This window comes from Phyllobacterium sophorae, from assembly GCF_003010965.1.
Classification (GTDB): Bacteria; Pseudomonadota; Alphaproteobacteria; order Rhizobiales; family Rhizobiaceae; genus Phyllobacterium; species Phyllobacterium sophorae.
Window position 1 is genome coordinate 113,975 of sequence record NZ_PGGM01000006.1, and the last position, 25,651, is coordinate 139,625.

Below are 25,651 nucleotides of genomic sequence, written 5' to 3' on the forward strand. Positions count from 1 at the left end.
TTAATCGCTGAAAACCGTCCGGCCATCCTTCATCACCGCCGTGCCGGTTGCCACCATTGCCAGCGCGCGGGCATAGGTGTCGTGCTCGACCGACAGTACCCGCTCGGCAAGCATTTCGGGCGTATCACCAGTGTTCACGGGCACAGCGGTCTGGGCGATGATCGGGCCCTCATCCATCCCTGCAGTCACGAAATGCACCGTGCAGCCATGCACGCGCACCCCGGCCTCCAGCGCCTGTTCATGCGTGTGAAGGCCTCTGAAGAGTGGCAGCAGCGAAGGGTGGATATTAATCATCCGGCCTTCCCATTCACGCACGAATTCCGGCGAGATGATGCGCATATAGCCTGCGAGGCAGATGATGTCGGCCTTCGCCGCCTGCAGTGCCTTCGAAACCGCCGCTTCATGCGCCTGTTTGGAAGGGTAGTCGCGATGCGCAATGGCTTGGGCCGGAATGCCCTGCGCCCGCGCTGTTTCAAGTCCGCCCGCATCTGCCCTGTTGGCGATGACTGCGACTATCTCTGCCGGGTAGTCGGCCGCTTGAGCCGCGTCGATCAGCGCACTCATGTTCGAGCCGCGCCCCGATATCAGGACGGCGACGCGCTTCTTCGGCGTTCCACTGCTCACAGCGCCAGCGTGCCCTGATAGACCACACCCGCATCACTGCGCGCGACCATCGTGCCGAGGCGCACGGCCTCTTCACCCTGCGCTTTCAACGCTTCGAGTACGGCATCGGCATTTTCCGGTGCGACCACGGCGATCATGCCGATGCCGCAATTGAACGTGCGCAGCATTTCATCCCGTTCGACGCCGCCGGTTTTTGCCAGCCAGGAAAACACCGGCGGAACCTTTATGGCCGAAAGATCGATGCTCGCCGTCAGGTGCTTCGGCAGCACGCGGGGAATATTGTCGGGGAAACCGCCGCCGGTAATATGCGCAAGCGCCTTGATCGCCTTGGTTTCGCGGATGGCTGCCAGCAGCGGCTTCACATAGATGCGCGTCGGGGTCAGCAGAGCCTGGCCCAGCGTGGTACCCGACTTGAAAGGGGCATCTGCATCCCAGCCAAGTCCGGAGAGTTCGACAATGCGCCGTACCAGGGAAAAGCCGTTGGAATGAACGCCCGAAGAAGCGAGGCCGAGAATGACGTCGCCCTCAGCGATATTGCCGGAAGGGAGCAATTGGTTGCGTTCGGCCGCTCCCACGGCAAATCCGGCGAGATCGTAATCGCCATCGCGATACATGCCGGGCATTTCCGCCGTTTCGCCACCGATCAGCGCACAACCTGCCTGCAGGCAGCCTTCGGCGATACCACTGACGATGGCCGCGCCCTGATCAGGATCGAGCTTGCCGGTAGCGAAATAGTCGAGGAAGAACAGCGGCTCGGCACCCTGTACGACCAGGTCGTTGACGCACATGGCGACGAGATCGATACCGACCGTGTCGTGTACGCCGGCATCGATTGCAATCTTGAGTTTAGTACCAACGCCGTCATTGGCGGCGACGAGGACCGGGTCGGTAAAGCCGGCAGCCTTCAGGTCGAACAAGCCGCCGAAACCGCCGATCTCGCCATCGGCGCCCGGACGGCGCGTCGAGCGCACGATCGGCTTGATCTTTTCGACCAGCAGATTGCCGGCATCGATATCGACGCCTGCCTGTGCATAGGTGAGGCCATTCTTGCCACCTTTGGTGGGCTCGCTTTTCACGCTCATGATCTGCTCCGGGATTGTTGACCGCGAAATGGCACGACTCTGCCCCTGCTGCAAGGTCTGAGTCCCTGAAGGGCCGAGAAAACGCCACTTATCGACACTTTGCCGGCCGTTTGGGCTTGAGCAATCCATTCGTTGTCTCCATTTAGATGCAAGGCAAACATATGACCAGAGATCGCGGACCGAGTGACAATCCCCAATTACATCACGATCTTCCGCTTCATCCTTGTTCCCTTCATCGTTATGGCGCTGCTCTCGGGCTACGTCGGTGCCGCATTGATAGGCTTTATTGTTGCGGGAGTCTCCGATGGTGTCGATGGCTTCATCGCACGCCGCTACGATCAGAAGTCCGAACTTGGAGCCTATCTCGATCCCATTGCCGACAAACTCCTGCTTGTCTCGCTGTTCGTCGTACTTGGCGTCCTTAAGGAAGTGCCTGTCTGGCTGGTTATCGTCGTCGTTTCGCGCGATATTTTTATCGTCGGCGCTGTAATTCTCGGGGCGGTGATGGGCAAGCCGATGGAAATGCGTCCCCTCGGCGTGTCCAAGGTAAACACGGCGTTTCAGATCACCCTGGTCGCGATCATACTGGCCGACAGTACATTCGATTTTTCACTCACCGGCATTCGCACGATACTGGTATGGACGGTTGCCCTCTTGACCGCAGCTTCCGCGACTGCCTATCTCGTTGCATGGACAAAACACATGGCTGGATATGAGCGAGAATAAAAGCGTCGGTACCACCAAGTCTGCACCCGTTACGGTCGAAATTCCTGAACGGGACATTCAGGTCGACGTGCAGGTCAGTTCTCTCGGCGCAAGCGTGCGCCGGCAGGCGGTGTTCTGGACCGGTGCGATGGCGTTCCTCGCTCTTTTTCTTTACATCTTCTCATCGATCCTCCTGCCGTTCGTGGCCGGTCTCGTTCTTGCCTATTTTCTCGATCCGGTAGCGGACAGGCTCGAGCGCCTCGGCCTGTCGCGCTTGCTGGCGACGATCGTCATTCTGGTCTTGTTTATCGTCACCTTTGCACTGCTGCTGGTGATCCTCGTGCCGGTTCTCGCCTCGCAAATGAGCGATTTCATCGCGCGGTTGCCAAGCTACGTCGCACGTCTGCAGGAATTGATCGCCAATCCGGACTCGCAGTGGCTGAAGGATTTTATCGGCGTCGACGCCTCGGTCATTCGCAACAGTCTCGATTCACTCCTGCAGCAGGGGGCAGGCTTCCTCACCACTTTGCTGCAATCGATCTGGAGTTCGGGCAAGACCTTGATCGATGTGGTGGCACTCTTCGTCGTCACCCCGGTCGTTGCGTTTTATATGCTTTTGGACTGGGACCGTATGGTGGCCAAGATCGACAACCTCGTCCCGCGTGAGCATGTCCAGACTGTCCGTGCTATCGCCCGTGACATGAACAAGGCCATTGCCGGATTTGTCCGCGGCCAAGGCACTGTCTGCCTCCTGCTCGGCGTTATTTATGCGGTCGGCCTCACTGTCGTCGGCCTGAACTTCGGTCTCCTAATTGGCCTTTTTGCTGGGCTGATCAGCTTTATCCCCTATGTCGGCTCGCTGATCGGTTTGCTTCTGGCCCTCGGGGTCGGACTCGTCCAGTTCTGGCCGGAATGGGGCCATATCCTCGGCGTGGCGATTGCTTTCGGTATCGGCCAGTTCATCGAAGGCAATATTCTCCAGCCGAAGCTCGTGGGTTCCTCAGTCGGTCTGCATCCGGTCTGGCTGATGTTCGCATTGTTCGCCTTTGGCTCGCTCATGGGGTTTACCGGCATGCTCATTGCCGTACCGACGGCTGCTGCAATCGGCGTACTGGTTCGTTTTGTCATCAACCGCTATCAGCAATCCCCGCTCTACACAGGCGAATACCGCAAAAGCGATAAGACGAAACAAATCAGGTGACAGTCCCGGCTTGCTGGCTGTATTTCATCGCCCATGACCAATGCCTTTACACCGCGACAGCTGCCGCTCGATCTCGGCCATGAGCCGGGCTATTCCCGCGATGACCTCATTGTGTCGGCTTCCAACATGGCGGCGGTTGATATTGTCGACCGCTGGCCAGGCTGGATATCGCCGGTCGTGGTCCTCGCCGGCCCCACCGGTTCGGGCAAAACCCATCTCGCAGCAGTTTGGAAGGCTGAAGCCGGCGCCATCGTCATCGACGCGCGGAACATCGCTGCCGTATCGGGCGAAAAGGGTCCATTCCTGATCGACGATATTGGCGGCGGCCCCATTGACGAACCGGGCCTGTTTCATTTGATCAACACTGTGCGCCAGAGCGGTTCAAGCCTGCTGATGACGTCGCGCAAATGGCCTGCCAACTGGCCAGTCACCCTTCCGGACCTCGCTTCGCGCCTGAAGGCGGCAACGACCGTAGAGATAGGCGAGCCGGACGATATGCTGTTATCCGGAGTGCTCTACAAACTCTTCGCCGACCGGCAGGTCGCGGTGGACCCCAATGTTATCAGCTTTTTGGTGAGCCATATCGAACGATCGCTCTCTACTGCCAACCGCATTGTCGAGCGGCTGGACCGCGCAGCACTCGAGAAGAAATCGAAGATCACCCGTGCATTGGCCGCTAGTGTGGTTACCGCTGTCGACGAGGGGCAGGCTGCGTTTGACCTGTGAAGCTTGGCCGGGGGAACCTTAGCGGATCCCCGCCAGTTACCCACGCTATTCTTTACGAAGCTGTCCGCATCGAGACGTCAAACGATCAGGACAAGACCTATGATGGCGAGTGCTGCAACCCATATGAGGTCAAAATTGATCCATCCGCGGCGCAGGAATGAAAGACCAAACCATTCATAGACACAGGTCGCGATCACCAGGATCACCACGAGCATGGCCGTCATATGCGTGCTGATTGCCGCCAATGCAATCGGCAGTGAACCCGCAGTCGTCAGTTCCTTTTCCGGGCTGGCCGTGAGGCATAGCGGTATCACCACCGGCACCAGCATAAGACCCGCCCCATGGGCGGTCGCCATCAGGAACGACCAGAATCCAAGCCCCATCATGCCGGTTGTCATGCCGATACGAACCCGGTGCCGATGGCCATAGGTGGCATGGTATGCGGCCCAGCCGAGGAGCACCACTCCGGCGGCGACTTCCAGCATGCGCTGGTCAACAATAAGGCCAAGCAACACCACTCCTATCACAACGGCAGCAATTGAAATCATGTGCCCTAAGGCTATAGGGATCAGGGACAGCCATACGATCCTTCGGCTCTGTCTATGCAAGCCGAGCGCAACCGCAAACAGCCAGCCCATCGCAGGGTTGAGGCCATGAAAAGCGCCAAGGCCAACAAGTGCCAGCCATGGTGACACGGATATCGTCATGCGCCACTATTCGCTGTGCGGACCGGCGTCATCACGGGTAACAGTAGGAATCGGACGAGCAATCGCCTCCCTCCAAACGCACCTGATGCGGGCGGTGGCCTTTCGGCCAATCGATGAAGAAGTTCTCGTCGAATTTGATCCCTCCATTCTCGCCTGCATCGAGCTTCACCATCCAGCCGTCAATGCCCTCGGGGTAGAATTGTGGATCGATGGCACCGTAGAGTGAGTTGGTAAAGTATACCCGTTTTCCATCCCTGCTGATCTCCACCATCTGCGGGCCGCCGTTCAGCGCGCCGTTCTTCGCTCCGGCATGGCTTGCCCTGGAAACGATACCGCCGATGCGGACTCTACCCGTCTCCTTTGGACTGAATGGGTCTGATACATCGTACTGGATCATATCTCCGGTGCCCCAGCAGGAAACATAAAGAAAGCGGTCATCCATCGACAGGTCGATGTCCGTAACGAGTGGCGCAACGGCCTTGAAGCCTTGCAGTACAGGAGGCAGGAGTTCGGGCTCGGCCGGCTCGGCCGGTATCTCGATTACCTTTTTCACTGCCCATTTATTGCCATCGCGATACCAGGTCCAGATCGAGGCTGAAAGGTCCTTAAGGCTGATGACACAACCTACGAAACCATAGGCCTTCGTGGGATTGTGTGCCGGGCGCAATTCGAACACGAGTTGATATTCGTCACCGAAGTCGATTTCCTGCAGGTGCTTGCGCTTGTGGAGATCCCAGAAGTGCAACCTGCGGCCATATTTGCTGCCCAGCAGGATCTCCGGAACGAGCCCGTTCTCGAACGTGTCCGGGGTTCCCCATTCGCTCGTAACCATCGTGTCATGCCCTAGATGCCACCAGAAGTCGTAAGCGAGTTTCTGCGTTCCGCGGTCCATCTCCCATTGACCGAGGACGTGGAAGCTTTGGGGATCGAGCAGGAAAATGCCGCCGGGGGCGGTGCCATCGGCGTTACCGAGTGCATTCACGTATATTCCCTCCGGCCCGCAGTGAATGGTATGCAATCGGGAATATCCCGCCTTCTCTGCGATCTCTTCAGGCTCAATCACCTTGACTATCTTCGGATTTTTAGGGTCCGGCTTGATGTCGATAATGTGCAGCCTTGACGACCGCAAACCCGGTACGACGAGATAGCGCCGTTCCATATGCGGGTGCGGCGCGTTGGGGCAAAGACAGGAGGAGCATGCATTCCAGCCGAAATGGTGCAGCTCATCGCCAGCGTTTGGCATATCGACCTGGCCGACGATCGTGGAATAGGAAGGGGACTTCGGGTCCACGTCCACCACCGCTATTGCGTCGGGTATTTTACGGTCCGGATCGAAAGCAGCCACATAGGCCAGCTTTTCTTCCGGCGCCTTGGCCGCCATTCTTGGCGAAGGATAAAATGAAGGATCGGGTTGCCAGATTGCCATGATGAAACTCTCCTCTTGATCGACAATGAAGTCTTGAGCAGTGATTCCCCAAATTTGGTGTCACGAGCGATCATTGCTTTGCCAAAGCAACATCAAACTCGGCGGAAAGTGGCTGGTCGTTGTAGCGGTGGCCCCGACGGCGAACGATCCTGCAACGCTTTCCGAAACAGCAAGTCTAGTCCCCTCTGGCGAGAATGCAAAACGCCCAAACGGGAACCAAGTCCCAACGCCATCGTTTCGCCCGGAGCAGGGGCCGCAAAATGGCCGGCCGGAAGCAGCGCCAGATTCGAAACCCCGCCGCTTCTTCAGTGCCGATAGAAGAAATAGGGGAGGCCAATGGTCTATTCGCGATTCACGATCATCGAAGCACCGTCCGTGCTGGGCCTCTTTGCGAGTGGTGTTGAGACATTGCCGGACGCCATGCTCGGCGCAGGTCTCGCCGAGCGGCTGAATGCGCAACGTGCGGGAGTGGTTCAGCCACCACCCTACGATGAACGGCGCGACACCGAAACGCTCCTGCTCAATCCGCTGGGCATAAGAGACTATTCGATTGCGCTGGCAAACAGTGTCGGCTCGGTACTCGACGCGGGTGCGTTTCCGATTGTGCTCGGAGGTGATTGTTCGATCATGCTCGGTTGCCTGCTCGCGCTGAGGCGCAGCGGCCGATACGGTTTGCTGTTCCTCGATGGCCACGCCGACTTCTATCAGCCCGAGGCCGAACCCAATGGCGAAGCAGCCTCGATGGAACTCGCCCTCGCCACGGGCCGTGGGCCTGCTGTCGTGGCGGATCTGGAGGGAAAGCGGCCGCTGGTGCGCGATGAGGATGTGGTGGCATTCGGGCGCCGTGACGCCGGGGAGGCTGCGGAACATGGCAGTCAACGTATCGAGGATACCGCGATTGACGTAATCGACCTTGCGGCAGTTCGGGCCCATGGCGTCAATGATGCAGCCGCTCGCGCCGTCGCCCACCTGTCGCGACCCGAGCTCTCTGGGGCATGGGTGCATCTCGACGCGGATGTGCTCGATGGCGCCATAATGCCTGCGGTCGATTATCGCATGCCGGATGGCCTGTCGTGGGACGAGTTGGCGGTGACACTTCAGGCTATGGCCGCTTCAGGCAAAGCCGTCGGGATTGACGTTACGATCTTCAATCCGAAGCTGGACAACGACGGCTCGATCGCCAGGATGTTCGTCGATACCCTCGTTAGGGGGCTTTGCCCGTAAGCATCCGCGTCATGCACTTGCGCAATTCATCAAGTTGAGGTCGGCGGCTCGACAACGCCGACCTCAAATCTGACCAGGCTAACCGGTCGCGCCGGTGTCCGCTGGAAAATCTGTCGAGATCGCAAGATCCCGCCAGGCAACCACCTCTTTGGCAACGTTGGCGTTCTTTGTTTCAATCGCCGCGACTGTGTCCGAACCGAACGGCATGCGAAGCGGAGGATTCGGGTCGTTTACCAGCGTAATCATCGCCTTCGCCAGTCGGGCCGGGTCACCGGGCTGAGCGTGATTGTGATCGGCCGCGAAAGCTCGCATTATGCCAGCCGGCGTATCCTTGTAGTCAGCGATCGCGCTGGGACTGATTGAGAGAGAACTTTCGTCGAGGAAATCGGTCCGGAAAAAGCCGGGTTCAACCACTGTGACCTTTACTCCAAGCGGCTGCAATTCCGTCGACAAGGCTTCCGAAAGCGCCTCGACGGCAAACTTCGTGGAGCAGTAGACACCCCAGCCCGGGTAGCTGACGTACCCGCCGATAGACGATATGTTGATGACATGTCCGGACCGCTCCCGGCGCATATGGGGAAGAACAGCGCGTGTCACCTTGAGCAGACCAAAGACGTTGGTCGCATAAAGTTTTTCGATCTCCGCCGCCGTTGCTTCCTCGACGGCTCCGAGGAGGCCGAAACCCGCATTGTTGAGGAGTATATCGATCTTGCCGAAGCGTTTGATTGCCTGCTCCGCCGCAGCGTTGGCTTGAGCTTCATCGGTAACGTCGAGCGCAATTGCCAGCAAGTTCGGATGATTTCCAAACTTGTCGCTGACTGTCTTGGGGTTGCGGGCCGTCGCTACAACCGCATCCCCTGCGTCCAAAGCCTCTTGTGCGATCAACGCGCCAAAGCCCCGCGAAGCCCCTGTGATAAACCAGACACGCATGATGTTTTTCCTTTCCCTGTTGAGTGCAGAAGAAACTTACCGCATGAATTAAGGTGAAATAATCGCCGTTGTTTTCCATGGGGTAGTGAGGAAAACTCATCAATGCGTAAGATAGGTCCATCTGATCTCGCCATATTCCTGGCCATCGCCCACCACCGAAGCTTCAGAAAAGCTGCGGTGGAACTTGGCGTCACGCCGTCAGCGCTCAGCCACTCCTTGCGATCCATTGAAGAACGCCTGGATATACGGCTGGTCAACCGCACGACGCGGAGCGTGGGGCTGACGGAGGCCGGTGAACAGCTTTTTAGACGTATCAATCCCGCCTTCCTCGACATTGAGGATGCGCTCGATGATTTGAACGCATTTCGTGGCCAGCCGTCCGGCAGGCTACGCATCAATGCTCCCCGAGCGGCCGCGAAGCTGGTCCTCTTGCCGATCGTCGCACGATTCCTGAAGGCCCATCCTGGGGTCGAAGTGGAGCTGGTGGTGGACGATGCTTTGGTCGATATGGTGTCTGCCGGTTTCGATGCTGGCGTTCGCTTCGGTGAAATGATCGCCGCCGACATGATTGCGGTACCGATTGGACCGCGGCATAGATTTGCGGTCGTTGGGTCGCCTCAGCATTTTGAGCGTCATCCGGAGCCGGTCTCGCCACAGGATCTAAGCCACCATCCCTGCATCCGCTACCGCTTCGCGAGCGGAGCGCTCTATCGATGGGAGTTTGAGAAGGGCGGTATCGAACTGGAAATCGAGGTGGGGGGATCCCTCACGCTTGGCGACCAGGATCTCATGGCTGAAGCCGCCCTGAATGGCGCTGGCCTTGCCTATCTTTTCGAGGAGCAGGTACGGACGCACATGGCCGAGGGGCGTCTACGACGGGTTTTGGAACAATGGTGCCCCTACTACCCCGGGTTTTTCCTATACTATACGAGCCGCCGGCAACTCCCGACCGCGATGCGCGCATTCATCGACTTTCTGAAGGCAGATCGAAGGACCTAGCCATCATTTCACATGGCTTCCAGCTCGGTCTGGAACCATTGGCGAAGAGCGTTAACGTCGGTGTGGCTGCCGATGCCGGGCGCACAGGCAAAATGATAGGTGTCGCCAGGCAAGATGTGGTTGAAAGGCTGGATCAACAGGCCGGAGGCCAGGGCGTCCGCCGCCATTACCAAACTGACGATGGCCACGCCCTGGCCGGCGATGGCAGCCTGCATGGCGTGCATGCTGTTGGAGAAGCGCAGTCCAGCGGCGGTGTTCACGCCACTGATACCCGCTTCCGCACACCAGCGTGGCCAGTCCGGCAGCGGCAGCGGTGCAGTGCGGCCATCGACATGGATAAGCGCGACGCGGCGAATGTCTTCGAGATCAGCAATGTTCAATCCAGGACTGCAGAGCGGGGCAAACCCGTCAGCCTTGAGCGGAGTTGTTTCGACACCCGTGAATGGCCCTTTGCCGTAACGTATCGCCACGTCGATCTCGCCCGGCTGCAGCCTCACGATCGTTTCGGACGCATGCAGGCGGAGGTCGAGTTCCGGAAGAACCCGCCGGATTTCACCGAGGCGCGGGACCAGCCAATGGCTCAGAAATGCCGTGGTTGCAGAAAGGGTCAATGCCCTCGAATTCTGGATTTCACGAAGCCGGACGACGGATTGCCGGATTTCGGAGAATCCCGACACGGTCGCTTCGTATAGTTCCCTGCCTTTTGATGTGAGACTTACATTGCGTGGTGATCGGTCGAGCACGCGTACTCCCAGATATTCCTCAAGCTGACGGATCTGATGACTAATAGCCGTGGGTGTGACGAAGAGCTCTGCAGCCGCCGCTTTAAAGCTGCTGAGCCGGGCGGTGGCCTCGAAGGCCCGCAAAGCCGCCAGAGGTGGCAAATCTGATCCAGCCATGATGAATCCAACTCATCGAAAGCATGAGAAATACGATTTTGCCAAGCCAATGTCACCAGCATATTCTGCAGATGCATCAGTAACTTCAGCTCATTTCCTACAAAGGCGCACGCAACTCATGGTCAATCTTGTCTCAGGTATGGTCGATGTTTTCGCCGACACTCCGTTGAACGGCAATCCTCTTGCCGTGGTCGAAGGGGCCGGCCATCTGGAGGACAGCATACTTCGCCGCATCGCGCGCGAGTTCAACCAGTCGGAAACAACCTTTGTTCTGCAGAGCGATCGAGCCGACTGGAAGCTTCGGTCGTTCACCGCCAGCGGATCGGAGGTATTTGGTGCTGGGCACAATGCTCTCGGTGCCTGGTTATGGCTCGGATACGCCGGACACCTTGGCGATCTGAGTACACCGAAAACATTCCGGCAAGAGATCGGCGCCGACATATTGCCTATCACGATGGAGACGCGTGGTGGCCGCATCCATGGCCGGATGAAGCAATCGCCGCTGAAGCTGTCAGCCCCGCTGCGCTCATTGGACGCCTTGGCAGAAGCGCTTGGGCTAACCATTGACGATCTTTTGCTCTCACCGGCGCCACGCGCCGCCGACACTGGCGCAAGCCATCTCATGGTCCGCTTGCGCGATCGCCAGGCCGTTGATCGCGCCGAACCTTCTGCAGAAAAGCTCATCCAGGTACTTGGTCCAGCTTCTGCAGAGGGTTGCTATGTCTATGCATTCGAAACTGCCAATCCAACGATGGCTTACGCTCGCTTCTTCAACCCGGCAAAGGGGCTTTGGGAGGATTCCGCAACCGGGACAGCGGCAGGACCGTTATGCGCATATTTGGGCTCAATGGGCTTGCTGACAAATGGCAACGAACTGTTGATCGAACAGGGTACCCGGATGGGACGGCAAAGTTTTCTGCAGGTAAGACTGGATCCGGACCCCGAACTTTCCGGCTCGGGTGTCGTGGTATTTCGCGGTACGCTGCACCTGTGATGAAATGCCCTGGCGGATACACCGCCCTGGTGTTTCGCAATACCCGAATGCGGGTGGTTTTTTCAGCCATGGCTTTGTGGATTGAAGGGAGTCTGGATCATGCAAGGAGAACGCATCTTTTCGGGATCGCCTTACGAGGAGAAGGCGGGGTATGCGCGTGCGGCCGTCGCCGGGGGCTGGATATTTGTGTCCGGCACGACAGGCTTCGACGCACAGACGAAAGAATTTCCCGCAGATGTCGAAGCTCAGTGCGAAAACTGCTTTCGCAACATCGAAATCGCACTTGAGAGGGCAGGAGCGACGCTCAAGGATCTCGTCCGGGTTCAGATCTTTGTTACAAGTCAGGAAGAATTCGAGCGGATTATTCCGATCATCCGAAAGCATTGCTACGAGGCCCGGCCAGCCAATACGACCGTCTTCGCGCAGCTTGTTGCGCCACACATGCGTGTGGAGGTGGAAGCGATTGCGGTCGCTCCTTCGGGCAAGTAGCAGGTTCGACATGGCGCTGTTCGTTGCTGTCGCTAGGCACAAAAACTCGCTGCGCGTCATGGCCGGGTTCGTTTGCGTTGCGCGGCGTATCGCAGTCCTGTATCAGCAAATGACCAAGCCTCTGCGAGCGCCGATAATCAATGCAAGATCCAATAGACTCCGAAGCCCATGTCGAAACATTCGATCTCGCACCAATCTCGCTTTGGCTCGAGGATTTCAGCAAGGTCCGAAAGCTGTTCGATACCTGGCGGCAGTCAGGCATTACGGATATCAAGGCTTATTTGAGCGAGAATGAAAATCGCATCAAGCAATGCTCCAGCCTCATCCGCGTCATCAAGGTCAATAAGAGAACACTATCTCTTTTCGAGGCCACCGATGTCGATCATCTCACACAAAATCTTGGATCGATTTTTCGCGGGGATATGCTCCAGTCGCACATCCAGGAACTCTCGGCGCTTTGGAATGGCGATACCGAATTCTCAAGCGATACCGTAAACTATACTTTGTCGGGACGGCGGCTGGATATTCAGCTGCGCGGTACGGTTCTGCCAGGATATGAAAACTCCTGGGAAAGAGTGCTGATCTCCATCGAGGACGTTACTGAACGCGAAGACGCCCGGCGAGAACAGGTAGAGAGCAAGCGCTACGCTGAGGGGCTGTTCGAGCACTCTCCGGTGTCGCTCTGGGTAGAGGATTTCAGCCGGATCAAACGCTTGCTCGATGAAGTGCGGGAGCGGGGCATCACCGATTTTCGGGTGTTCACCGATGTGCATCCGGAATTCGTGCGCCAGTGTGCCAGCGAAATCCGCGTCATCGATGTCAACCGCGAAACGTTGAAGCTGTTTCTCGCGGCGGACAAGCTCACCCTGTTGCGGCGCCTCCCTGAGATTTTCAGGGACGAGATGAACGCACATTTCCGGGAGCAGTTGATCGACCTGTGGAACGGTAACCTGTTTCATCAGCGGGAGACGGTCAATTATGCGCTCGATGGCACGGAGCGCCATGTGCTGCTGCAGTTTTCAGTCCTGCCGGGCCATCAGGACGACTGGGCGTTGGTGCAGATCTCGCTCACCGACATCACGGCCCGCAAAAAGGCCGAAGCCTATCTTGAGTATCTCGGCAAGCATGATGTTCTGACGAAGCTATACAATCGCGCATTCTACGTCGATGAGTTGAACAGGCTCGAACGCCGCGAGTTTCATCCCGTCTCGATTGTCATACTCGATCTGAACGGACTGAAAATGACCAATGATCAATGGGGCCATGCTGTCGGCGATGGTCTGCTGCGGCGGGTAGGGGAAGTTCTCGGGGAGGCAGTCAAACCACCATGCTATGCGGCCCGGATCGGCGGAGACGAATTTGCTGTTCTCCTGCCTTCGATCGACGAGCTGGGTGCGGCGAGCCTGGTTGAGGAAATTCGGAGCCTGGTTGAAATCAACAATCAGTATTATTCGAACATACCGCTGAATATCTCCGTCGGATGGGCAACCAGCACCATTGGCGAAAAAATGGAAGCTGTAGCCAAGCGCGCGGATCTACTGATGTATGAGGACAAGCGCTCGCATTATTCGGCGACCGGCAAGGCGAACGCCAAGGACAAGTAGCGGCGCAACGCTGAAGCACTCCATTGCAAGGACGATTCCCATCACAAGGCGATACTCCTTGTACGCAAGTGATACCCAATTGTAATTGTCGCTTTCGTGGGGGGAACCCCATTGGACCTGGAATTTCCACTCGTAACGACGGTTGGCTCTTATATGCCGGCAACGAGACGCGATGTCTGGAAAAGGCAGAAAATCATGGAGCGTTTTGAAGCAGCGCCGACAGTTTTTGAACAGAGTTAACGACGTACTATCAACAGGTTAGTCGTAATTTTCCGCAAACGGGTCTGGCCGCGGAACAACTGTCATCTTGCAACGTTACTGTGCACTATGACCACGCAGTTCCCACGCATCACAATTGAAACGCAGCCCGGCGGAAAGCCCCGAAACATCGGTTCAGTTCCTGAGGCGGCCGAATGTTTGTTGATGAGCTGGCCAATCCACGACGGAGCGAAACTCAAGGCTGCCAGGCAGAAATGCCTTGATGCGCTGGACGGCAAGGTAACAGTGAGCGAGTGCCGGTCGGCCTTTATCGAAGCAGCCAAGGAAGCTCGCATTTTCGTTGACTATCCGTCGGCACAGCTGCAATCTCGGCTGCATGGCCTACGTGGTTCGTAAGGCAACCGCACCAGTTTCCGCTCGACTTTTGCTGGCGAACGTTCCGTTCGCAAAACCATTTGTTCCTTTTTTCACCTTTTCCTGTTTTGAGCTATTGCTTTCCGGGAACGAAGACTCTAGGGACATCAGCGTTCAAGTCGGAACGGAGCGTAGCGCAGCCTGGTAGCGCATCTGGTTTGGGACCAGAGGGTCGCAGGTTCGAATCCTGCCGCTCCGACCACTTCAAAAAAGATGCTGCTGGAGTTCATCAAAAGCCTGTAATATATGCGAATTGCAGACAAAGGGATTCTTCCATGGCAGCACGTATCTACCGCCCAGCAAAAACCGCAATGCAGTCCGGCAAGGCCAAGGCCGATACCTGGACACTTGAATTCGAGCCGGAACAGCCACGCAAGGTTGAACCGTTGATGGGCTATACCTCGTCGCGTGATATGAAGAGCCAGATTCGCCTTACGTTTGAAACGAAGGAAGAGGCTATCGCCTACGCACAGAAAAACGGCATTGCCTATACGGTGTACGAACCCAAGGAAACGCGGCGGCGCGTGGTTTCGTATTCGGAAAACTTCCGATTCGACCGCAAGCAGCCCTGGACACATTGATTTTACAGAATTTTGCAATTTACCGGCGAAGTTCCGGAAAACAAAATGGTCCCGTAGCTCAGCTGGATAGAGCACCGGCCTTCTAAGCCGACGGTCACTGGTTCGAATCCAGTCGGGATCGCCACCTTTTCAATAGCTTAGCTGCGGTGAAATCCAAAAGTTCAGACTCGGGTCCGAGTGGAGTTTAGACTTTTCGGCCCCATTTGTTCTGCTTCGTTGCTCTGTCTGACGCTTTCCGAATCGACCGGTTGGTATTTCTTGTGAATGGCGTTCGCGCCCGAAATGTTGTTTGCCATCTTTGCAGCTGTCGTGGGTGGAGTAGCCTCGCCGGCGTTGGCCCCGGTCAAACCCACCTCGAGCAACAGCTTGAGGCAGACGGAGATTTATCTCCCAAAAATGTCTCTCTCTGCATCCTTTGACAGTTGATCGCGTTCTGCACAGATTACAGTATGGTCTTCGACAGGGAGGGCGAGTGATGTCAATTGCCAAGAACACGATCTGCGTATGGTACGACAAGGACGCCGAGGCAGCAGCCAGGTTTTACGCTGAGACTTTTCCAGACAGCTCTGTAAGTGCTGTCCACCGGGCGCCCAGCGACTACCCATCCGGCAAGAAGGGCGACGTGCTTACGGTTGAATTCACCGTTGCAGGTATCCCATGCATCGGCCTCAACGGTGGGCCAACCTTCAAACATAACGAGGCGTTCTCATTCCAGATCGCCACCGATGACCAGCAAGAGACTGACCGTTACTGGAATGCCATAGTCGGCAACGGCGGCCAGGAAAGTGCATGCGGTTGGTGCAAGGACAAATGGGGCGTCTCTTGGCAAATCACGCCGCGCGTGCTGAGCGAAGCGATGGCTGCTGGTGGCGATGAAGCAAAACGCGCTTTTGAGGCGATGATGGATATGAAGAAGATCGATGTCGCTGCTATCGAGGCTGCGCGGCGCGGCTGAGTTCCATTGTTGGTCTATCAAGTTCTAGGGTTTCCAACATGGAAAGCGATGCACAAAATTCCGTTTGGGGGAGTGGAGCTGGTCTGGTAGCCCGCTCGGCAGATGACCAAGAGGTCGCAGGTCTTGCGTTACTCCGCCTTGAAAGCGAGCCCCACAACGAATGTGTACGGCAGGCGCGAATAACCTTCGCGGACGTGTAGATCGACGGTGTTGAATACCTTGCCTAGCCATGGCGCTCGTTCCTGCTGCCAGCAGCAGGGCGCCGAGTGCAAACTGCCGGTGATAGTAAAGGCGGACGAGACCCTCGGTGGCCAGGGGAAGCCAAGCCGCAGCCGCGATAAAGGTCGGGAAGTTAGAAATCGTATAGGTATTCGGGAGGGTCGCGGCGATGGCTGCGCCGCCAATTGAGGCGACAAGGCCTGCTCCGGTCGCTCTAATGAGGCTCGTCATTGTGATCGAGAAGATCGCGACATGAACGATCACGATGATGTCAGTAGCCTGTGCGGCGGCCGTGGCCGAGCAGAAGTCGAGCCAGCCGAAAAGATAGAACGGATAGTAGGGAGCTACGTGCGGATTGTAGTTAAGTGCTTCGAAGGTCGACCAGTTCATCAACGGCGACACGCCCGCCATCACACTGCGTGAGATATCGCAGAACAGTGGTCCGGTCAGATAGATCGTGTCACCGAACGGTGAGATGGACCAATGCGCTGAAAGGTACGGTGCATAGAGCGCGATGGCACCGCCAAGGGCGGCGGCAACCAGAAGGATTTGAGTAAGTTCAGGCCGTTTCATCTTGCACCGGTGTGTCGACGATGAGCGCGACGTGTTGCCGAGCCCTTGAGAGGGATGCAACGCCGGAAATCGGCGTCTAATGAGACATGTGAATTGGGAAGGCAAGTGAACACTCTAATAGGGAAATCCACCACTCGTGAATTTCACTATTGTTGTTTTCGTCCCAAGCCCACCATTGACCATGCTTTTCATCAACCCCGCTGTGATCTTGTTCAGCCAGGATCGCTTCAAACGCAGGCCCGTGGTGCTCGCGTTCAACATATCCATATGGCAAGAATCATCCCTCAGAACGTCGCCTCTGCTGTTCTGCACGCTCTGCTTGATCAGAAACATCTTTCATCCCAAATCCTGACTGACGGTCGCCATATGATCATGTCTCGCCCGACGCCACCAGAGACCATCACGTCGATTAATGCGACAATGACAGTCTTGCCCGCTTTCGAATTGGCAGGATGGGCGACAGCAACTTTTTGCGCGGAAGAGGGGAAGCCGTTAAACCCGGATCACTTCCATTTCCGGTCCGCTTCAATCGGGATGCTTTGGTCGCCAACCATCATCGGATGGTTCGGCCATGTGCCGGATTTCATCATAACGCTTGATGCCGATCACCCTCAAAATGCTGTGAATGTGGCTCAAGCATATCGGCCTGATCCTTCGAAAAATTGGGGGGCACGCGCAAAGACGTTCAGACTTTGCCGTTATTGGGCAGGGCTGCCTGCTTTTCTAAATATTCGTTGATTTACAATAGGTTGTTACGGCCTTTTAAGCCGCCGGCCACTGGTTTGAACTCAGTCGGGATCGCCTACGAAACCGACCATCCGCCATCGACCAGCAAGTTCAATCCCGTGATAAGGGAAGCCGCCGGCGACGCCAGGAAGACGACAGCACCCACGACATCATCGGTTTCCCCGATCCGGCCCAAGGGAATATGTCCGAGCGTTCTGTCACGGAAATCTTTATCGGCCAGCGCGGGTTTCGTTCCATCGGTCCAGATGAATGTCGGTGCAACGGTGTTGACCGTGATACCATACTGCGCCCACTCGCCAGCAAGACAGCGCATCAGATGATTTATGGCGGCCTTGCTCATACAATAGATTGCCTCCCCACGCAGCGTCACGGTGCCGGCTTGGGAGCTTATGCTTATGATGCGTCCGGCTTTTTGTGCAATCATTTGCCGGGCAACGGTCTGGGTCATCAGAAATGTGCCCTTGATGTTGACCTGCAGAATCTCGTCAATGTCCGCCTCCGCCACGCGCTCAGCGAGATCGCCGGGGGCGACGCCGACATTGTTCACCAGAACGTCAATTCGCCCAAAATGCTCAATCGCCTTGGCGACGGATGTTTCAATTTCGCCGCGATTCGAGATATCGAGCCGGACAGGAAGGGCTTTCCTGCCCATTCCTTCTATTTCCACAATCAACGCCGTGGATGCAGCAATGTCACGCAGGCCGAGAACGATATCGGAACCTGCGGCGGCGCATGCGAGGGCGCAGGCCCTGCCAATGCCGCGTGAGGCACCAGTGACCAATGTCACTTTTCCTGCGAGACCAAAATCCGGTGCGTGTTTGTGCAGACCTTCCACGGTATCCTCCGCAATCGCAAGACAGGCTCGTCTGGAGCTTCCCACATAAAGCCCCAGAGTTTTTCGCCGCGCTGGCTTTTGTCGCGGGGCCGGCGTCAAGATGATGAGGCTTCGCAATAGCTTCGATCAAGCACCGCCAGCAGCGCAAGTACGTTACGGTTACACGCCAGGACATCGGCAATTCTGTATGTGCGCATTCGTGTTTCGATGGAGACCTGCCAATGGCGCATTTTTAACACCAGCGGAGTTGCTGGAATATTCGCCCAGGGAAGGGGCTTGAAGTGGAATCTAATTTTCAGTTTAGCGTGGAATGGGAATGTCTATTCGTTGCCTAAATATTGGGCGAGCTGCTATTGATTTCATCAGACATTTCACTTGCGCGTAAGACAACGCAATCGCAGCCAGACATTCGAACGGGTTTATGCATCGATGCTTTTGAGCTTTCTACGGCGCCTCATGCCCAACGTAGCGCCGATCAGCAAGACAGAGCGCATGCGGGCTTGTCTTGGCGCACTCGTAGGGATTCTCCTGACAGGCGTGATCAGCAAGCTGGCGCTTGGTCCGGATGTCAGTCTGCCACTGCTTATTGCTCCCATGGGCGCGTCGGCAGTGCTCCTTTTCGCGGCTCCGACAAGTCCGCTGGCACAACCTTGGTCAATCGTCGGGGGTAACATTATGTCGGCGTTCATTGGAGTGACGTTCGCCCTGTTCGTTCCCGACCCTATCATCGCCTCGGCGCTTGCGGTGTCCGCGGCAATTGGGTTGATGCTCGCTCTCGGCTGCCTGCATCCACCGAGCGGTGCCGTCGCGCTGACGGCGGTATTGGGCGGGCCGGTCGTTCATGCTGAAGGCTATGCCTTTGTTCTTTGGCCAGTCGGTCTCAATTCGTTGCTTCTGCTGGCGGCGGCATTGTTGTTCAATAATTTGACGGGCCGCCGTTATCCTCATCTCTTGCCAGCGCCACAGGTCAATGTCCATGGTACGGCTGATCCGGTTCCAACCGAGCGGATTGGATTTGTGCCAAGCGATTTGCAGGATGTACTCGCGCAATATGACGAGATCGTAAACGTAAGCCCGGACGAACTTGATACCTTGCTGCATCAGGCGCAGATACGCGCCTATGAGCGACGGTCCGGCGAGATCACCTGTTCGCATATCATGTCCAGAGATGTGGCGACTGTTCGCCCGGCGACGCCTCTGCGTGAGGCGTGGAAACTCCTGATCAGTCACCGGATTAAAGCGCTGCCCGTCACCGCAGAGGATGGCGAATTGGTTGGTATTGTCACCCAGACGGACTTTATGCGCGCCTCGCTTCTGGCGGAAGACGGCCGGCTTCATCTCGGCTGGCGGGTGCGGGTAGGAAACAAGCTGCGCCTGGCGCGTCAATCGAAGCATGCCGTGGCCGACATAATGACGTGCCGGGTGCAATCAGCGCTGCCTGAAACCATGATCGCCAAACTTGTGCCCCCGATGGCCGATATGGGGCTGCATCACATGCCGGTGGTGGACGCAAATAATCGGGTCGTTGGCATCGTCACACAGTCCGACCTGATCGCTGCATTGTTCCGGCGGGCGAGCGAGCAACCGGATAAACCGCAGGCGGCCTCCGAAGACACGCGCGCAGCTTAGATAAAGCACCTTGCATGGGCAGGTCATCGAGCTTGCCGATCGTCGATCAGCGTCAGTGGTCAAACTGATATTCACCCAATCAAACACGAACTTCGCTGTGCTCCGTCTCGTCAGGATCGTTGACAAGGAGGGCAGCGTAGGCGAGCCAGCAGTAGAACAAGATCACCAGCAGGATGATTATCCAGCCTGGTACTGCCCCAAATGCGGCGTTGCCGATGATCTCATGAAACGATCGGGCCACGTCGAGCCCTACACCCTCATCCTGCAATTTGGGTGTGGATATTTTCAGCACCCAGGCCAAAAGCAGAATGAGGAACATCCACAGGTAGTTGCGCCGCAGTCTGCGTGACATTGCAGCGCGTATGGAGATCAAGAATTGCGGCTTACGCAAATCTTGACCAAGCAGACGCGTCCAGCTGTTGTCTGCCGCGGGGAGAGGGGCAAGGATCTGGGCAAAATAGTACTTTTCCAGTCGTCGCACTCGTCCACGGTATACGTCGAAGAAGCGATAGCGCCGCGCCTCGATAAGAAGCAGAAGTTGCACCAGCACCATGGCGAAGAGGAGCACGCCGTGATGAGATGTGGGCGTCGACAACGATAGCGACAGCATCGCTGCAACGCCGGTAATTGCCCAGTTGGTTGTTCGGTCGATCCGGTCGCGCCAGCCCGCCATCCGGCCCATCTCGGCGCGGTGGAAATGCGCCAATACCGTGATGTACTCGGCCGTGGTTGCTGGAAACGGCGGCGTTGATGATTTCACCGTTGTGTCGCTGCCCAGTTGTTGTTCGTGAACCTCGTCCATGTCCGCCTCCCGTCCGTATCCTCCCTCCTGTTCCAGCTTTGTTCCTGTGCCCGTGGCGTGTCAAGGCCGGTGAGACTTGGCCGGAAATCTCAGGATGAACTGGTCGCGCAACGCTGGTCTCCAGCAACGGCTGGAGCCTGAGGGGGATCGCCGGTCGCCCGGCCAGGCTTTAACGGAAAACCGTCTGCGCCTGCAGGCTTCTGTTAAGCCTTGACCGTTTTGTGGCCCGATGTCTCTACAATGGAAATACGAAAGTAGACAGGTTCCAGCGGTCGTTCTTGCTCGCGAATGACCGTCTTCACGTAACCGGGCTGCCACCATTCGGCTGACCTGCTCAGGAGGTCGTGGGCGCTGTTTCTCTCTCCCGCATGTTCAGGAGAATTTGTCAGTTCTTCAAACCTTCCGGTTACAACCACACTTTTCCATTCGTTGGTACCATCGATCTCGTCAAATTCCACGCAGACCTTGGGATTTTCCCTCATCCATTCAATTTTCTGCCCCAGCGTTGTAAATGAATAGAGATAAACGCGATTGTAGACGAAGCGTAGCGGGACAACGTACGGCTGGTTGTTGCTTGCGCATGCCAATCGTCCAATGCTTGCCCGTTCAAGCATTTCCCGAACTTCCTGTTTGGTCATCTCGTGAATAATCATGCTGTGCCCCGTTTGGCGTCATTGGACTCAACTGGCCGCCTCGCATGGAGGATGGGTGGAGACTGCCTGCGGTCCGATGATAGTTCATGCAAGATTGTGCGCAAGGTGTGCTTAGACACGCTCTGAAATCAGCGTGACCGCGGGAAATTCCCGCAAGCCCTCCACGAGCGGAAACTTGCTGCCTAAAATCTGCACATTTCCGGTGATGACATGGCGAAATTCTTTGCCGGCGAGTGCATCGGGTATCTGCAGGAAAGTGTCTTCCCATTCAGGCAGCGGTAGAACCGGCCTGTTGAACGGTTTCAACATGTCGAAACACAGCCTGGGGACGGCGACCACAGCGTATTGTTGCTGGAATTGGCGATAGAACGCCACGATATGATCGGCCTGCTTGCCCGTTGCTGTGAGAGGCGTGTAGTCACCTTCTGCAAACAGTTCGGCTCTTTCCTGGCGAACCTGCAGGTGGGACTTTACGATTCGTTGCTTCACACAGCCGGAGTCCCAGTCTTCCAGAAGCAAATTCAGCGGCGATTGATCGGCATAGGCAAGCTGATCCTTCAAATCCTGGAAGTTGACGGGGCGTCGTTTCAGGGATGGAGAGATCGACAAGTCCCACGTTTCAGCACCGCTATGGACCACCGGAATTCCTGGAGCCGTAAGCTTCAAAACGGTTTGAGAAAAACTGTTCAGCGCACCAGTCAGCCAAAATGGCTTCATCGTTTCCACAAACTCGGAAAGGAAGACTTTATCCATGAAGATGCGGTCGACATAATTCAGGACCGCCTGTTCGTAGGGCTTGTTGACGCCCGTCCAGAACGACTGTTTCTCCGATTCTCGAATCGCCCGCTCCACGAATGCAATCAGATCCTCGCGGACTGAAGTCATGCCGGCTTCATCGTCAATACGCAATGAAACTGGCCAGATTGCCGCCAGAGTTTGATAGATCAGCCATTCGGTCCTTGGGTCGGGAACGATCATGTCTTCAATCGTCGCCAGATTGCCAGCGTGGTGCCGCCGCCAACGATCGACCGCTCCTGCCCAAACATCTGAGGCTTCTGAAAGGGCCAGCAGACGCATCCGTGCGTCTTCTCCAAACTTCGTTGCGTAAGAAAATGATGTCGCAAGCATACCGGACGGAACTTTGACCGCTCTCTCGATCATCTTTTGATGAAAGGCGCCAATCGGATCAGCCGTGGCGCCCGCATTCAACATCAATTCGTCAAGGGCAATCGGACCACGCGCATACCGGTACGACTTCTGTATGGCTTGCGCCATTACGGCGGCAGTTAACTGCTGGAAGCGAACTGTAAATGATCTCGCCGCTTCGGGGCTGGAGGCCGTTTCCTCTGAACTCATGATGCGAAGAATAAATGCGAGTGTCTCGCGCTCGTTGGCCGGTTGTCCGTCGCGATCGGAAATTTGCTCCGCCGCGGATTGGAGTGTGTCGAGATAGAAGGGGGAAAACGTGCCATCCTTGGAGTAGGTGCGGTATATCGGCAATTCTGCGACGAGTTCTGCGACTGCGCGGCGCAACAGCAACTCGTCGGCGTGAGGCGGTTCCAATTCAGTCAATCGTTGAGCCAATTTATCGAGTTCGTCTGCGAATGAGCTGTGCAGAATAGTGGCTTTCGCATACCGGTAGTCGCCGGGAAACTCAGTGCTGGTTTCCAGTTCTGACTGGTACATTTGCTGCAGCTTGGCGAGTCCGCCATGGTCGATGAAAAGATCCGCGACGGTGGAGATGAATTCATAGCCCGCAGTGCCGTTCACGTTCCAATCGTCCATGTATTTTTCGCCGTCCAGCAAGATCTTGTCAGTGACCACGAATGTGTCGTCACCGGCCTGGAGCCGCAGCTGCCTGGTGTATCCTGCCGGATCCGCCAGTTCGTCGATGCCGTTGACTCTGAATCCCCGGATCTGGGTCTGATCCAACAATGCCAGCGCTAACTTGTGGTAATCAGCGAAAACGTCCTTGTCTTCAATCCGCAGACCGACAGTGCGTTTCGAATCGGCAGAGTGCCGGTAGCTGATGGCTTCGGCAGCGCCCTTGGCGACCCCCAATCGCCAATTCTGCAAACACATCAGCTCTGTCAGCCGGTTCGCATCACTGGAAATATCGTTCAGGCCCGCCGCTATCTCGAGCCGCTCGGTGACATCGGCATCGTCAAGTTCTCTCAATACGTCAGAGTGAAAATCGCCCGGCGCAGCGGGAGTTGCATCGTTCGCCGTTGCGATCAGGGCTTTGGCAGCCTTGTTGGCGACGCCCTCAAGTGCTTTGCGGTAACTGGATGGCGTCAGGGGATAGAACTGGCCTCCATAAGAAACGCCGAGACTCGCATGTTCCCGTTCGAATGCCAGCTGAAATTTTCCGGCCTCTACTTCCTCGCCAATCGGGCGATCCAGCACTGGAAGTGTAATTGGCCTTGTCCAATCGATGTCAAAATGGTTGGCGTACCTTGCGCTGCCGCCCCATTCCAGCACATCAAACCACCATGCATTCTCATGCGATGCGGGCATATGGTTGGGATTCAGATCGACAATAAGATGCATGTCTGCTCTTGAGAGCTCGGAATTCAGCTCGGCGAAACCGCTCTCGGCACCCATTTGCAGGTCAAGTCCTGTCGGAACAGTTGCTGTCAGGTCACTCTCACCAAGCTGGACGGACTGGAACGGAGAGGACACGCTGAGGGCATCGATCCCAAGCGCCTTCAGATATGAAATCGCATCAGTAGTCTCTTTGAATGTCGTGTCAGTGTGCAACTGGATTCGATAGGCTGAATTGGGGATATACATGCTTCCACTCAGTTGTTTGTTTCAGAATCTCACAGGAAATCTCACAAGAGTTAATGCCGGGAACTTGGCACGTTCCAGTTTTGGCGCGACGGCCCGGCGGATCGCGGAGCGTCTGTTTGCACCGATCGAAGCGCAGCAAGATATTCGTCCTGCCACAGCTGTGCGTCATGGTCGGAAATCTGGCTGATAAGATTGCCGTATCGCGTTCTGCGTTCTTCCATGGGCATTATTGCCGCTCTTCTTATGGCTTGTGCCACTTCATTTGTATCGTAGGGATTGACGATGAGCGCATCCTCCAACTCCTCCGCGGCACCGGCAAATTTTGACAATATGAGTATCCCCGGATCTTCGGCGTCCTGGGCGGCGATGTATTCCTTTGCCACCAGGTTCATTCCGTCGCGTAGCGGGGTGATGAGACCGATGAGACTGCATCGAAACAACAACGCCAGTTTTTCTCGAGGGATGTTCCGGTTGATGTATTGTATCGGCGCCCAGTTGAAGTCCGCATATTTGCCATTGACTGCGCCCGTCAATTGCTCCAGTTCCGCACGAATGTCGGCATAAGCCGTGACATCCTCACGCGACGGCGAAGCGATCTGCAGATACTCTGCGCGACCCAGATATTCGGGATAGGAATCCAGGAATTTTCTGAACGCCTTCATACGTTGAGGAAGTCCCTTGGAGTAATCGAGGCGATCTGCCGAGATAACCTGGAAGCGCTTGAGGCGGCTGCGCCGCGTGCGCTCAAATTCTATCCCGTCATCGCTCTCGTGCGACATGGCGGAGAACCGGCCCGCGTCGATGCCGATCGGAAAATTGCCAATGCTGATCATGCGGCCCTTCCATTTTATCAGATTTGGCGAAAGAAATTTGGCTTCGGAGTGCTCCTTCAGATATCGGCAAAAATTTTGGACATCATTCTTGGTCTGAAAGCCGATCAGGTCGTACTGCAACAGGCATTCTCGCAGCCATCCGTGACGCGGCACTGCCGAAAACACATCAACGGAAGGAAAGGGAATGTGCAGGAAGAAGCCAATTCGGTGCGCGCTTCCCTGCCGCCGCAATTCCGAAGCGAGTGGAATGAGGTGATAATCATGCACCCAGATCAGATCATCGTTGCGCAAATGCGGGAGAATTGTATCGGCAAATTTCCGGTTCACCGCCGCATAGCATTTGGCGAACTCGGTCCGGTAATCCATGAGGTCCAGACGATAGTGGAAGGAGGGCCAAAGCACCTTGTTGGCAAAGCCGAGGTAATAATTCTCATGCTCTTGAACTGACAATGATACTGTCAGGGAGGTCACGTTCTCATATGTTTCCAACTGCGCGTTTGATGCATCTGCATCGTCGGCAACTTCACCACTCCATCCAACCCACATCCCGCCGCTGCTCTTGAGAGCGTCGACGATGCCGACGGCAAGGCCCCCGGTTTGTGTTTTCCTTCCCAAATCGCCAGTGCGATTTGAGACTGCAACCAGGCGTCCCATTTCAAATTCCTTAGTTTTCATCGAGTAGGGTCTAACTTCCCGATTGGGCTTTTGTTCCGTTCAAATTTTCACAAGGGATTGATTGGTCGTGCGCAAGGGGCAACAATTCGCTCGAGTATGCTGAGCGAGTGATG

At 56.4% G+C, this 25,651-nt stretch carries 25 protein-coding genes and 2 tRNA genes; 15 read left to right on the forward strand and 12 right to left on the reverse strand.

Annotation, left to right across the window (positions count from 1 at the left end):
- Together purN and purM are read right to left on the reverse strand one after the other, a co-directional pair.
- Window positions 1–624 carry a phosphoribosylglycinamide formyltransferase gene (gene purN, locus CU103_RS14940; protein WP_280954597.1) on the reverse strand — a complete coding sequence of 208 codons (624 nt, stop codon included), beginning with the start codon at window positions 622–624 and terminating at the stop codon, window positions 1–3.
- On the reverse strand, window positions 621–1,706 hold the full coding sequence (gene purM, locus CU103_RS14945) for a phosphoribosylformylglycinamidine cyclo-ligase (protein WP_106664817.1): 1,086 nt from the start codon (window positions 1,704–1,706) through the stop codon (window positions 621–623). The genes purN and purM overlap by 4 nt, the downstream gene beginning before the upstream one ends.
- A gap of 183 nt (window positions 1,707–1,889) precedes the next feature.
- Here purM and CU103_RS14950 point away from each other — a divergent pair, with 183 nt between their 5' ends.
- From CU103_RS14950 to hdaA, 3 genes are all read left to right on the forward strand, one after another.
- On the forward strand, window positions 1,890–2,432 hold the full coding sequence (locus CU103_RS14950; protein WP_106664818.1) for a CDP-alcohol phosphatidyltransferase family protein: 543 nt from the start codon (window positions 1,890–1,892) through the stop codon (window positions 2,430–2,432).
- A gap of 127 nt (window positions 2,433–2,559) precedes the next feature.
- Entirely contained in the window at window positions 2,560–3,612 is a 1,053-nt protein-coding gene (locus tag CU103_RS14955) for an AI-2E family transporter (RefSeq protein WP_410010376.1), read from the forward strand.
- A gap of 33 nt (window positions 3,613–3,645) precedes the next feature.
- The gene (hdaA, locus tag CU103_RS14960; protein ID WP_106664822.1) at window positions 3,646–4,338 is read left to right on the forward strand and encodes a DnaA regulatory inactivator HdaA; all 693 of its coding nucleotides are present in this window, start codon (window positions 3,646–3,648) and stop codon (window positions 4,336–4,338) included.
- Between the two features lie 77 nt (window positions 4,339–4,415).
- Here hdaA and CU103_RS14965 read toward each other — a convergent pair whose 3' ends face one another.
- Window positions 4,416–5,045, reverse strand: a complete 630-nt coding sequence (locus CU103_RS14965; RefSeq protein ID WP_106664824.1) for a hypothetical protein — start codon at window positions 5,043–5,045, stop codon at window positions 4,416–4,418.
- Between the two features lie 31 nt (window positions 5,046–5,076).
- On the reverse strand, window positions 5,077–6,471 hold the full coding sequence (locus CU103_RS14970; RefSeq protein WP_106664826.1) for a selenium-binding family protein: 1,395 nt from the start codon (window positions 6,469–6,471) through the stop codon (window positions 5,077–5,079).
- 336 nt (window positions 6,472–6,807) lie between these two features.
- Here CU103_RS14970 and CU103_RS14975 point away from each other — a divergent pair, with 336 nt between their 5' ends.
- Window positions 6,808–7,695 carry an arginase family protein gene (locus CU103_RS14975; protein WP_106664828.1) on the forward strand — a complete coding sequence of 296 codons (888 nt, stop codon included), beginning with the start codon at window positions 6,808–6,810 and terminating at the stop codon, window positions 7,693–7,695.
- Window positions 7,696–7,773: 78 nt separating this feature from the next.
- Here CU103_RS14975 and CU103_RS14980 read toward each other — a convergent pair whose 3' ends face one another.
- Window positions 7,774–8,625: an oxidoreductase gene (locus tag CU103_RS14980; RefSeq protein ID WP_106664830.1), complete on the reverse strand. Its 852-nt coding sequence runs from the start codon at window positions 8,623–8,625 to the stop codon at window positions 7,774–7,776.
- A 102-nt stretch (window positions 8,626–8,727) separates the two neighbouring features.
- On the opposite strand from CU103_RS14980, the gene CU103_RS14985 reads away from it, so the two are divergent.
- Window positions 8,728–9,624 carry a LysR family transcriptional regulator gene (locus CU103_RS14985; protein WP_106664832.1) on the forward strand — a complete coding sequence of 299 codons (897 nt, stop codon included), beginning with the start codon at window positions 8,728–8,730 and terminating at the stop codon, window positions 9,622–9,624.
- Window positions 9,625–9,632: 8 nt separating this feature from the next.
- On the opposite strand, the gene CU103_RS14990 is transcribed toward CU103_RS14985, so the two are convergent.
- Entirely contained in the window at window positions 9,633–10,523 is an 891-nt protein-coding gene (locus tag CU103_RS14990) for a LysR substrate-binding domain-containing protein (RefSeq protein ID WP_106664834.1), read from the reverse strand.
- A 118-nt stretch (window positions 10,524–10,641) separates the two neighbouring features.
- On the opposite strand from CU103_RS14990, the gene CU103_RS14995 reads away from it, so the two are divergent.
- The 8 genes from CU103_RS14995 (at window position 10,642) to CU103_RS15030 (ending at window position 15,779) form a co-directional block, all read left to right on the forward strand.
- Complete coding sequence (locus tag CU103_RS14995) at window positions 10,642–11,517, forward strand: PhzF family phenazine biosynthesis protein (protein ID WP_106664836.1); 876 nt, start codon at window positions 10,642–10,644, stop codon at window positions 11,515–11,517.
- A gap of 99 nt (window positions 11,518–11,616) precedes the next feature.
- Window positions 11,617–12,006: a RidA family protein gene (locus CU103_RS15000; protein WP_106664838.1), complete on the forward strand. Its 390-nt coding sequence runs from the start codon at window positions 11,617–11,619 to the stop codon at window positions 12,004–12,006.
- A gap of 140 nt (window positions 12,007–12,146) precedes the next feature.
- Window positions 12,147–13,610: a sensor domain-containing diguanylate cyclase gene (locus CU103_RS15005; protein ID WP_106664840.1), complete on the forward strand. Its 1,464-nt coding sequence runs from the start codon at window positions 12,147–12,149 to the stop codon at window positions 13,608–13,610.
- A 327-nt stretch (window positions 13,611–13,937) separates the two neighbouring features.
- Window positions 13,938–14,225, forward strand: coding sequence for a DUF982 domain-containing protein (locus tag CU103_RS15010; protein ID WP_106664842.1), 288 nt, complete (start codon window positions 13,938–13,940; stop codon window positions 14,223–14,225).
- A gap of 143 nt (window positions 14,226–14,368) precedes the next feature.
- Window positions 14,369–14,445, forward strand: a tRNA-Pro gene (locus CU103_RS15015).
- Window positions 14,446–14,518: 73 nt separating this feature from the next.
- Window positions 14,519–14,824 carry an ETC complex I subunit gene (locus tag CU103_RS15020; protein ID WP_106664844.1) on the forward strand — a complete coding sequence of 102 codons (306 nt, stop codon included), beginning with the start codon at window positions 14,519–14,521 and terminating at the stop codon, window positions 14,822–14,824.
- Window positions 14,825–14,871: 47 nt separating this feature from the next.
- Window positions 14,872–14,948, forward strand: a tRNA-Arg gene (locus CU103_RS15025).
- Between the two features lie 357 nt (window positions 14,949–15,305).
- The gene (locus tag CU103_RS15030) at window positions 15,306–15,779 is read left to right on the forward strand and encodes a VOC family protein (protein ID WP_210203770.1); all 474 of its coding nucleotides are present in this window, start codon (window positions 15,306–15,308) and stop codon (window positions 15,777–15,779) included.
- Window positions 15,780–15,803: 24 nt separating this feature from the next.
- On the opposite strand, the gene CU103_RS15035 is transcribed toward CU103_RS15030, so the two are convergent.
- A complete protein-coding gene (locus CU103_RS15035; RefSeq protein WP_106664848.1) occupies window positions 15,804–16,571 on the reverse strand; it encodes a hypothetical protein in 768 nt (255 codons plus the stop codon).
- A gap of 105 nt (window positions 16,572–16,676) precedes the next feature.
- Here CU103_RS15035 and CU103_RS15040 point away from each other — a divergent pair, with 105 nt between their 5' ends.
- On the forward strand, window positions 16,677–17,309 hold the full coding sequence (locus tag CU103_RS15040) for a hypothetical protein (protein WP_146147803.1): 633 nt from the start codon (window positions 16,677–16,679) through the stop codon (window positions 17,307–17,309).
- 64 nt (window positions 17,310–17,373) lie between these two features.
- On the opposite strand, the gene CU103_RS15045 is transcribed toward CU103_RS15040, so the two are convergent.
- Window positions 17,374–18,144, reverse strand: a complete 771-nt coding sequence (locus tag CU103_RS15045) for an SDR family NAD(P)-dependent oxidoreductase (protein WP_106664996.1) — start codon at window positions 18,142–18,144, stop codon at window positions 17,374–17,376.
- A 438-nt stretch (window positions 18,145–18,582) separates the two neighbouring features.
- Between CU103_RS15045 and CU103_RS15050 the strand changes: the two genes are divergently transcribed.
- A complete protein-coding gene (locus CU103_RS15050; protein WP_210203771.1) occupies window positions 18,583–19,782 on the forward strand; it encodes an HPP family protein in 1,200 nt (399 codons plus the stop codon).
- 79 nt (window positions 19,783–19,861) lie between these two features.
- Here the strand turns inward: CU103_RS15050 and CU103_RS15055 are convergent, their stop codons facing one another.
- The 4 genes from CU103_RS15055 to CU103_RS15070 all read right to left on the reverse strand — a co-directional run bounded on the left by CU103_RS15055 (window position 19,862) and on the right by CU103_RS15070 (window position 25,517).
- Window positions 19,862–20,584 (reverse strand): DUF2270 domain-containing protein, encoded by a 723-nt coding sequence (locus CU103_RS15055; protein ID WP_106664852.1) that lies wholly within the window; start codon window positions 20,582–20,584, stop codon window positions 19,862–19,864.
- Window positions 20,585–20,787: 203 nt separating this feature from the next.
- Entirely contained in the window at window positions 20,788–21,237 is a 450-nt protein-coding gene (locus CU103_RS15060; RefSeq protein ID WP_106664853.1) for a pyridoxamine 5'-phosphate oxidase family protein, read from the reverse strand.
- A 111-nt stretch (window positions 21,238–21,348) separates the two neighbouring features.
- Window positions 21,349–24,030: a malto-oligosyltrehalose synthase gene (treY, locus tag CU103_RS15065; protein ID WP_106664855.1), complete on the reverse strand. Its 2,682-nt coding sequence runs from the start codon at window positions 24,028–24,030 to the stop codon at window positions 21,349–21,351.
- 50 nt (window positions 24,031–24,080) lie between these two features.
- Window positions 24,081–25,517, reverse strand: coding sequence for an alpha,alpha-trehalose-phosphate synthase (UDP-forming) (locus tag CU103_RS15070; protein WP_106664998.1), 1,437 nt, complete (start codon window positions 25,515–25,517; stop codon window positions 24,081–24,083).
- Between the last annotated feature and the right edge of the window lie 134 nt (window positions 25,518–25,651).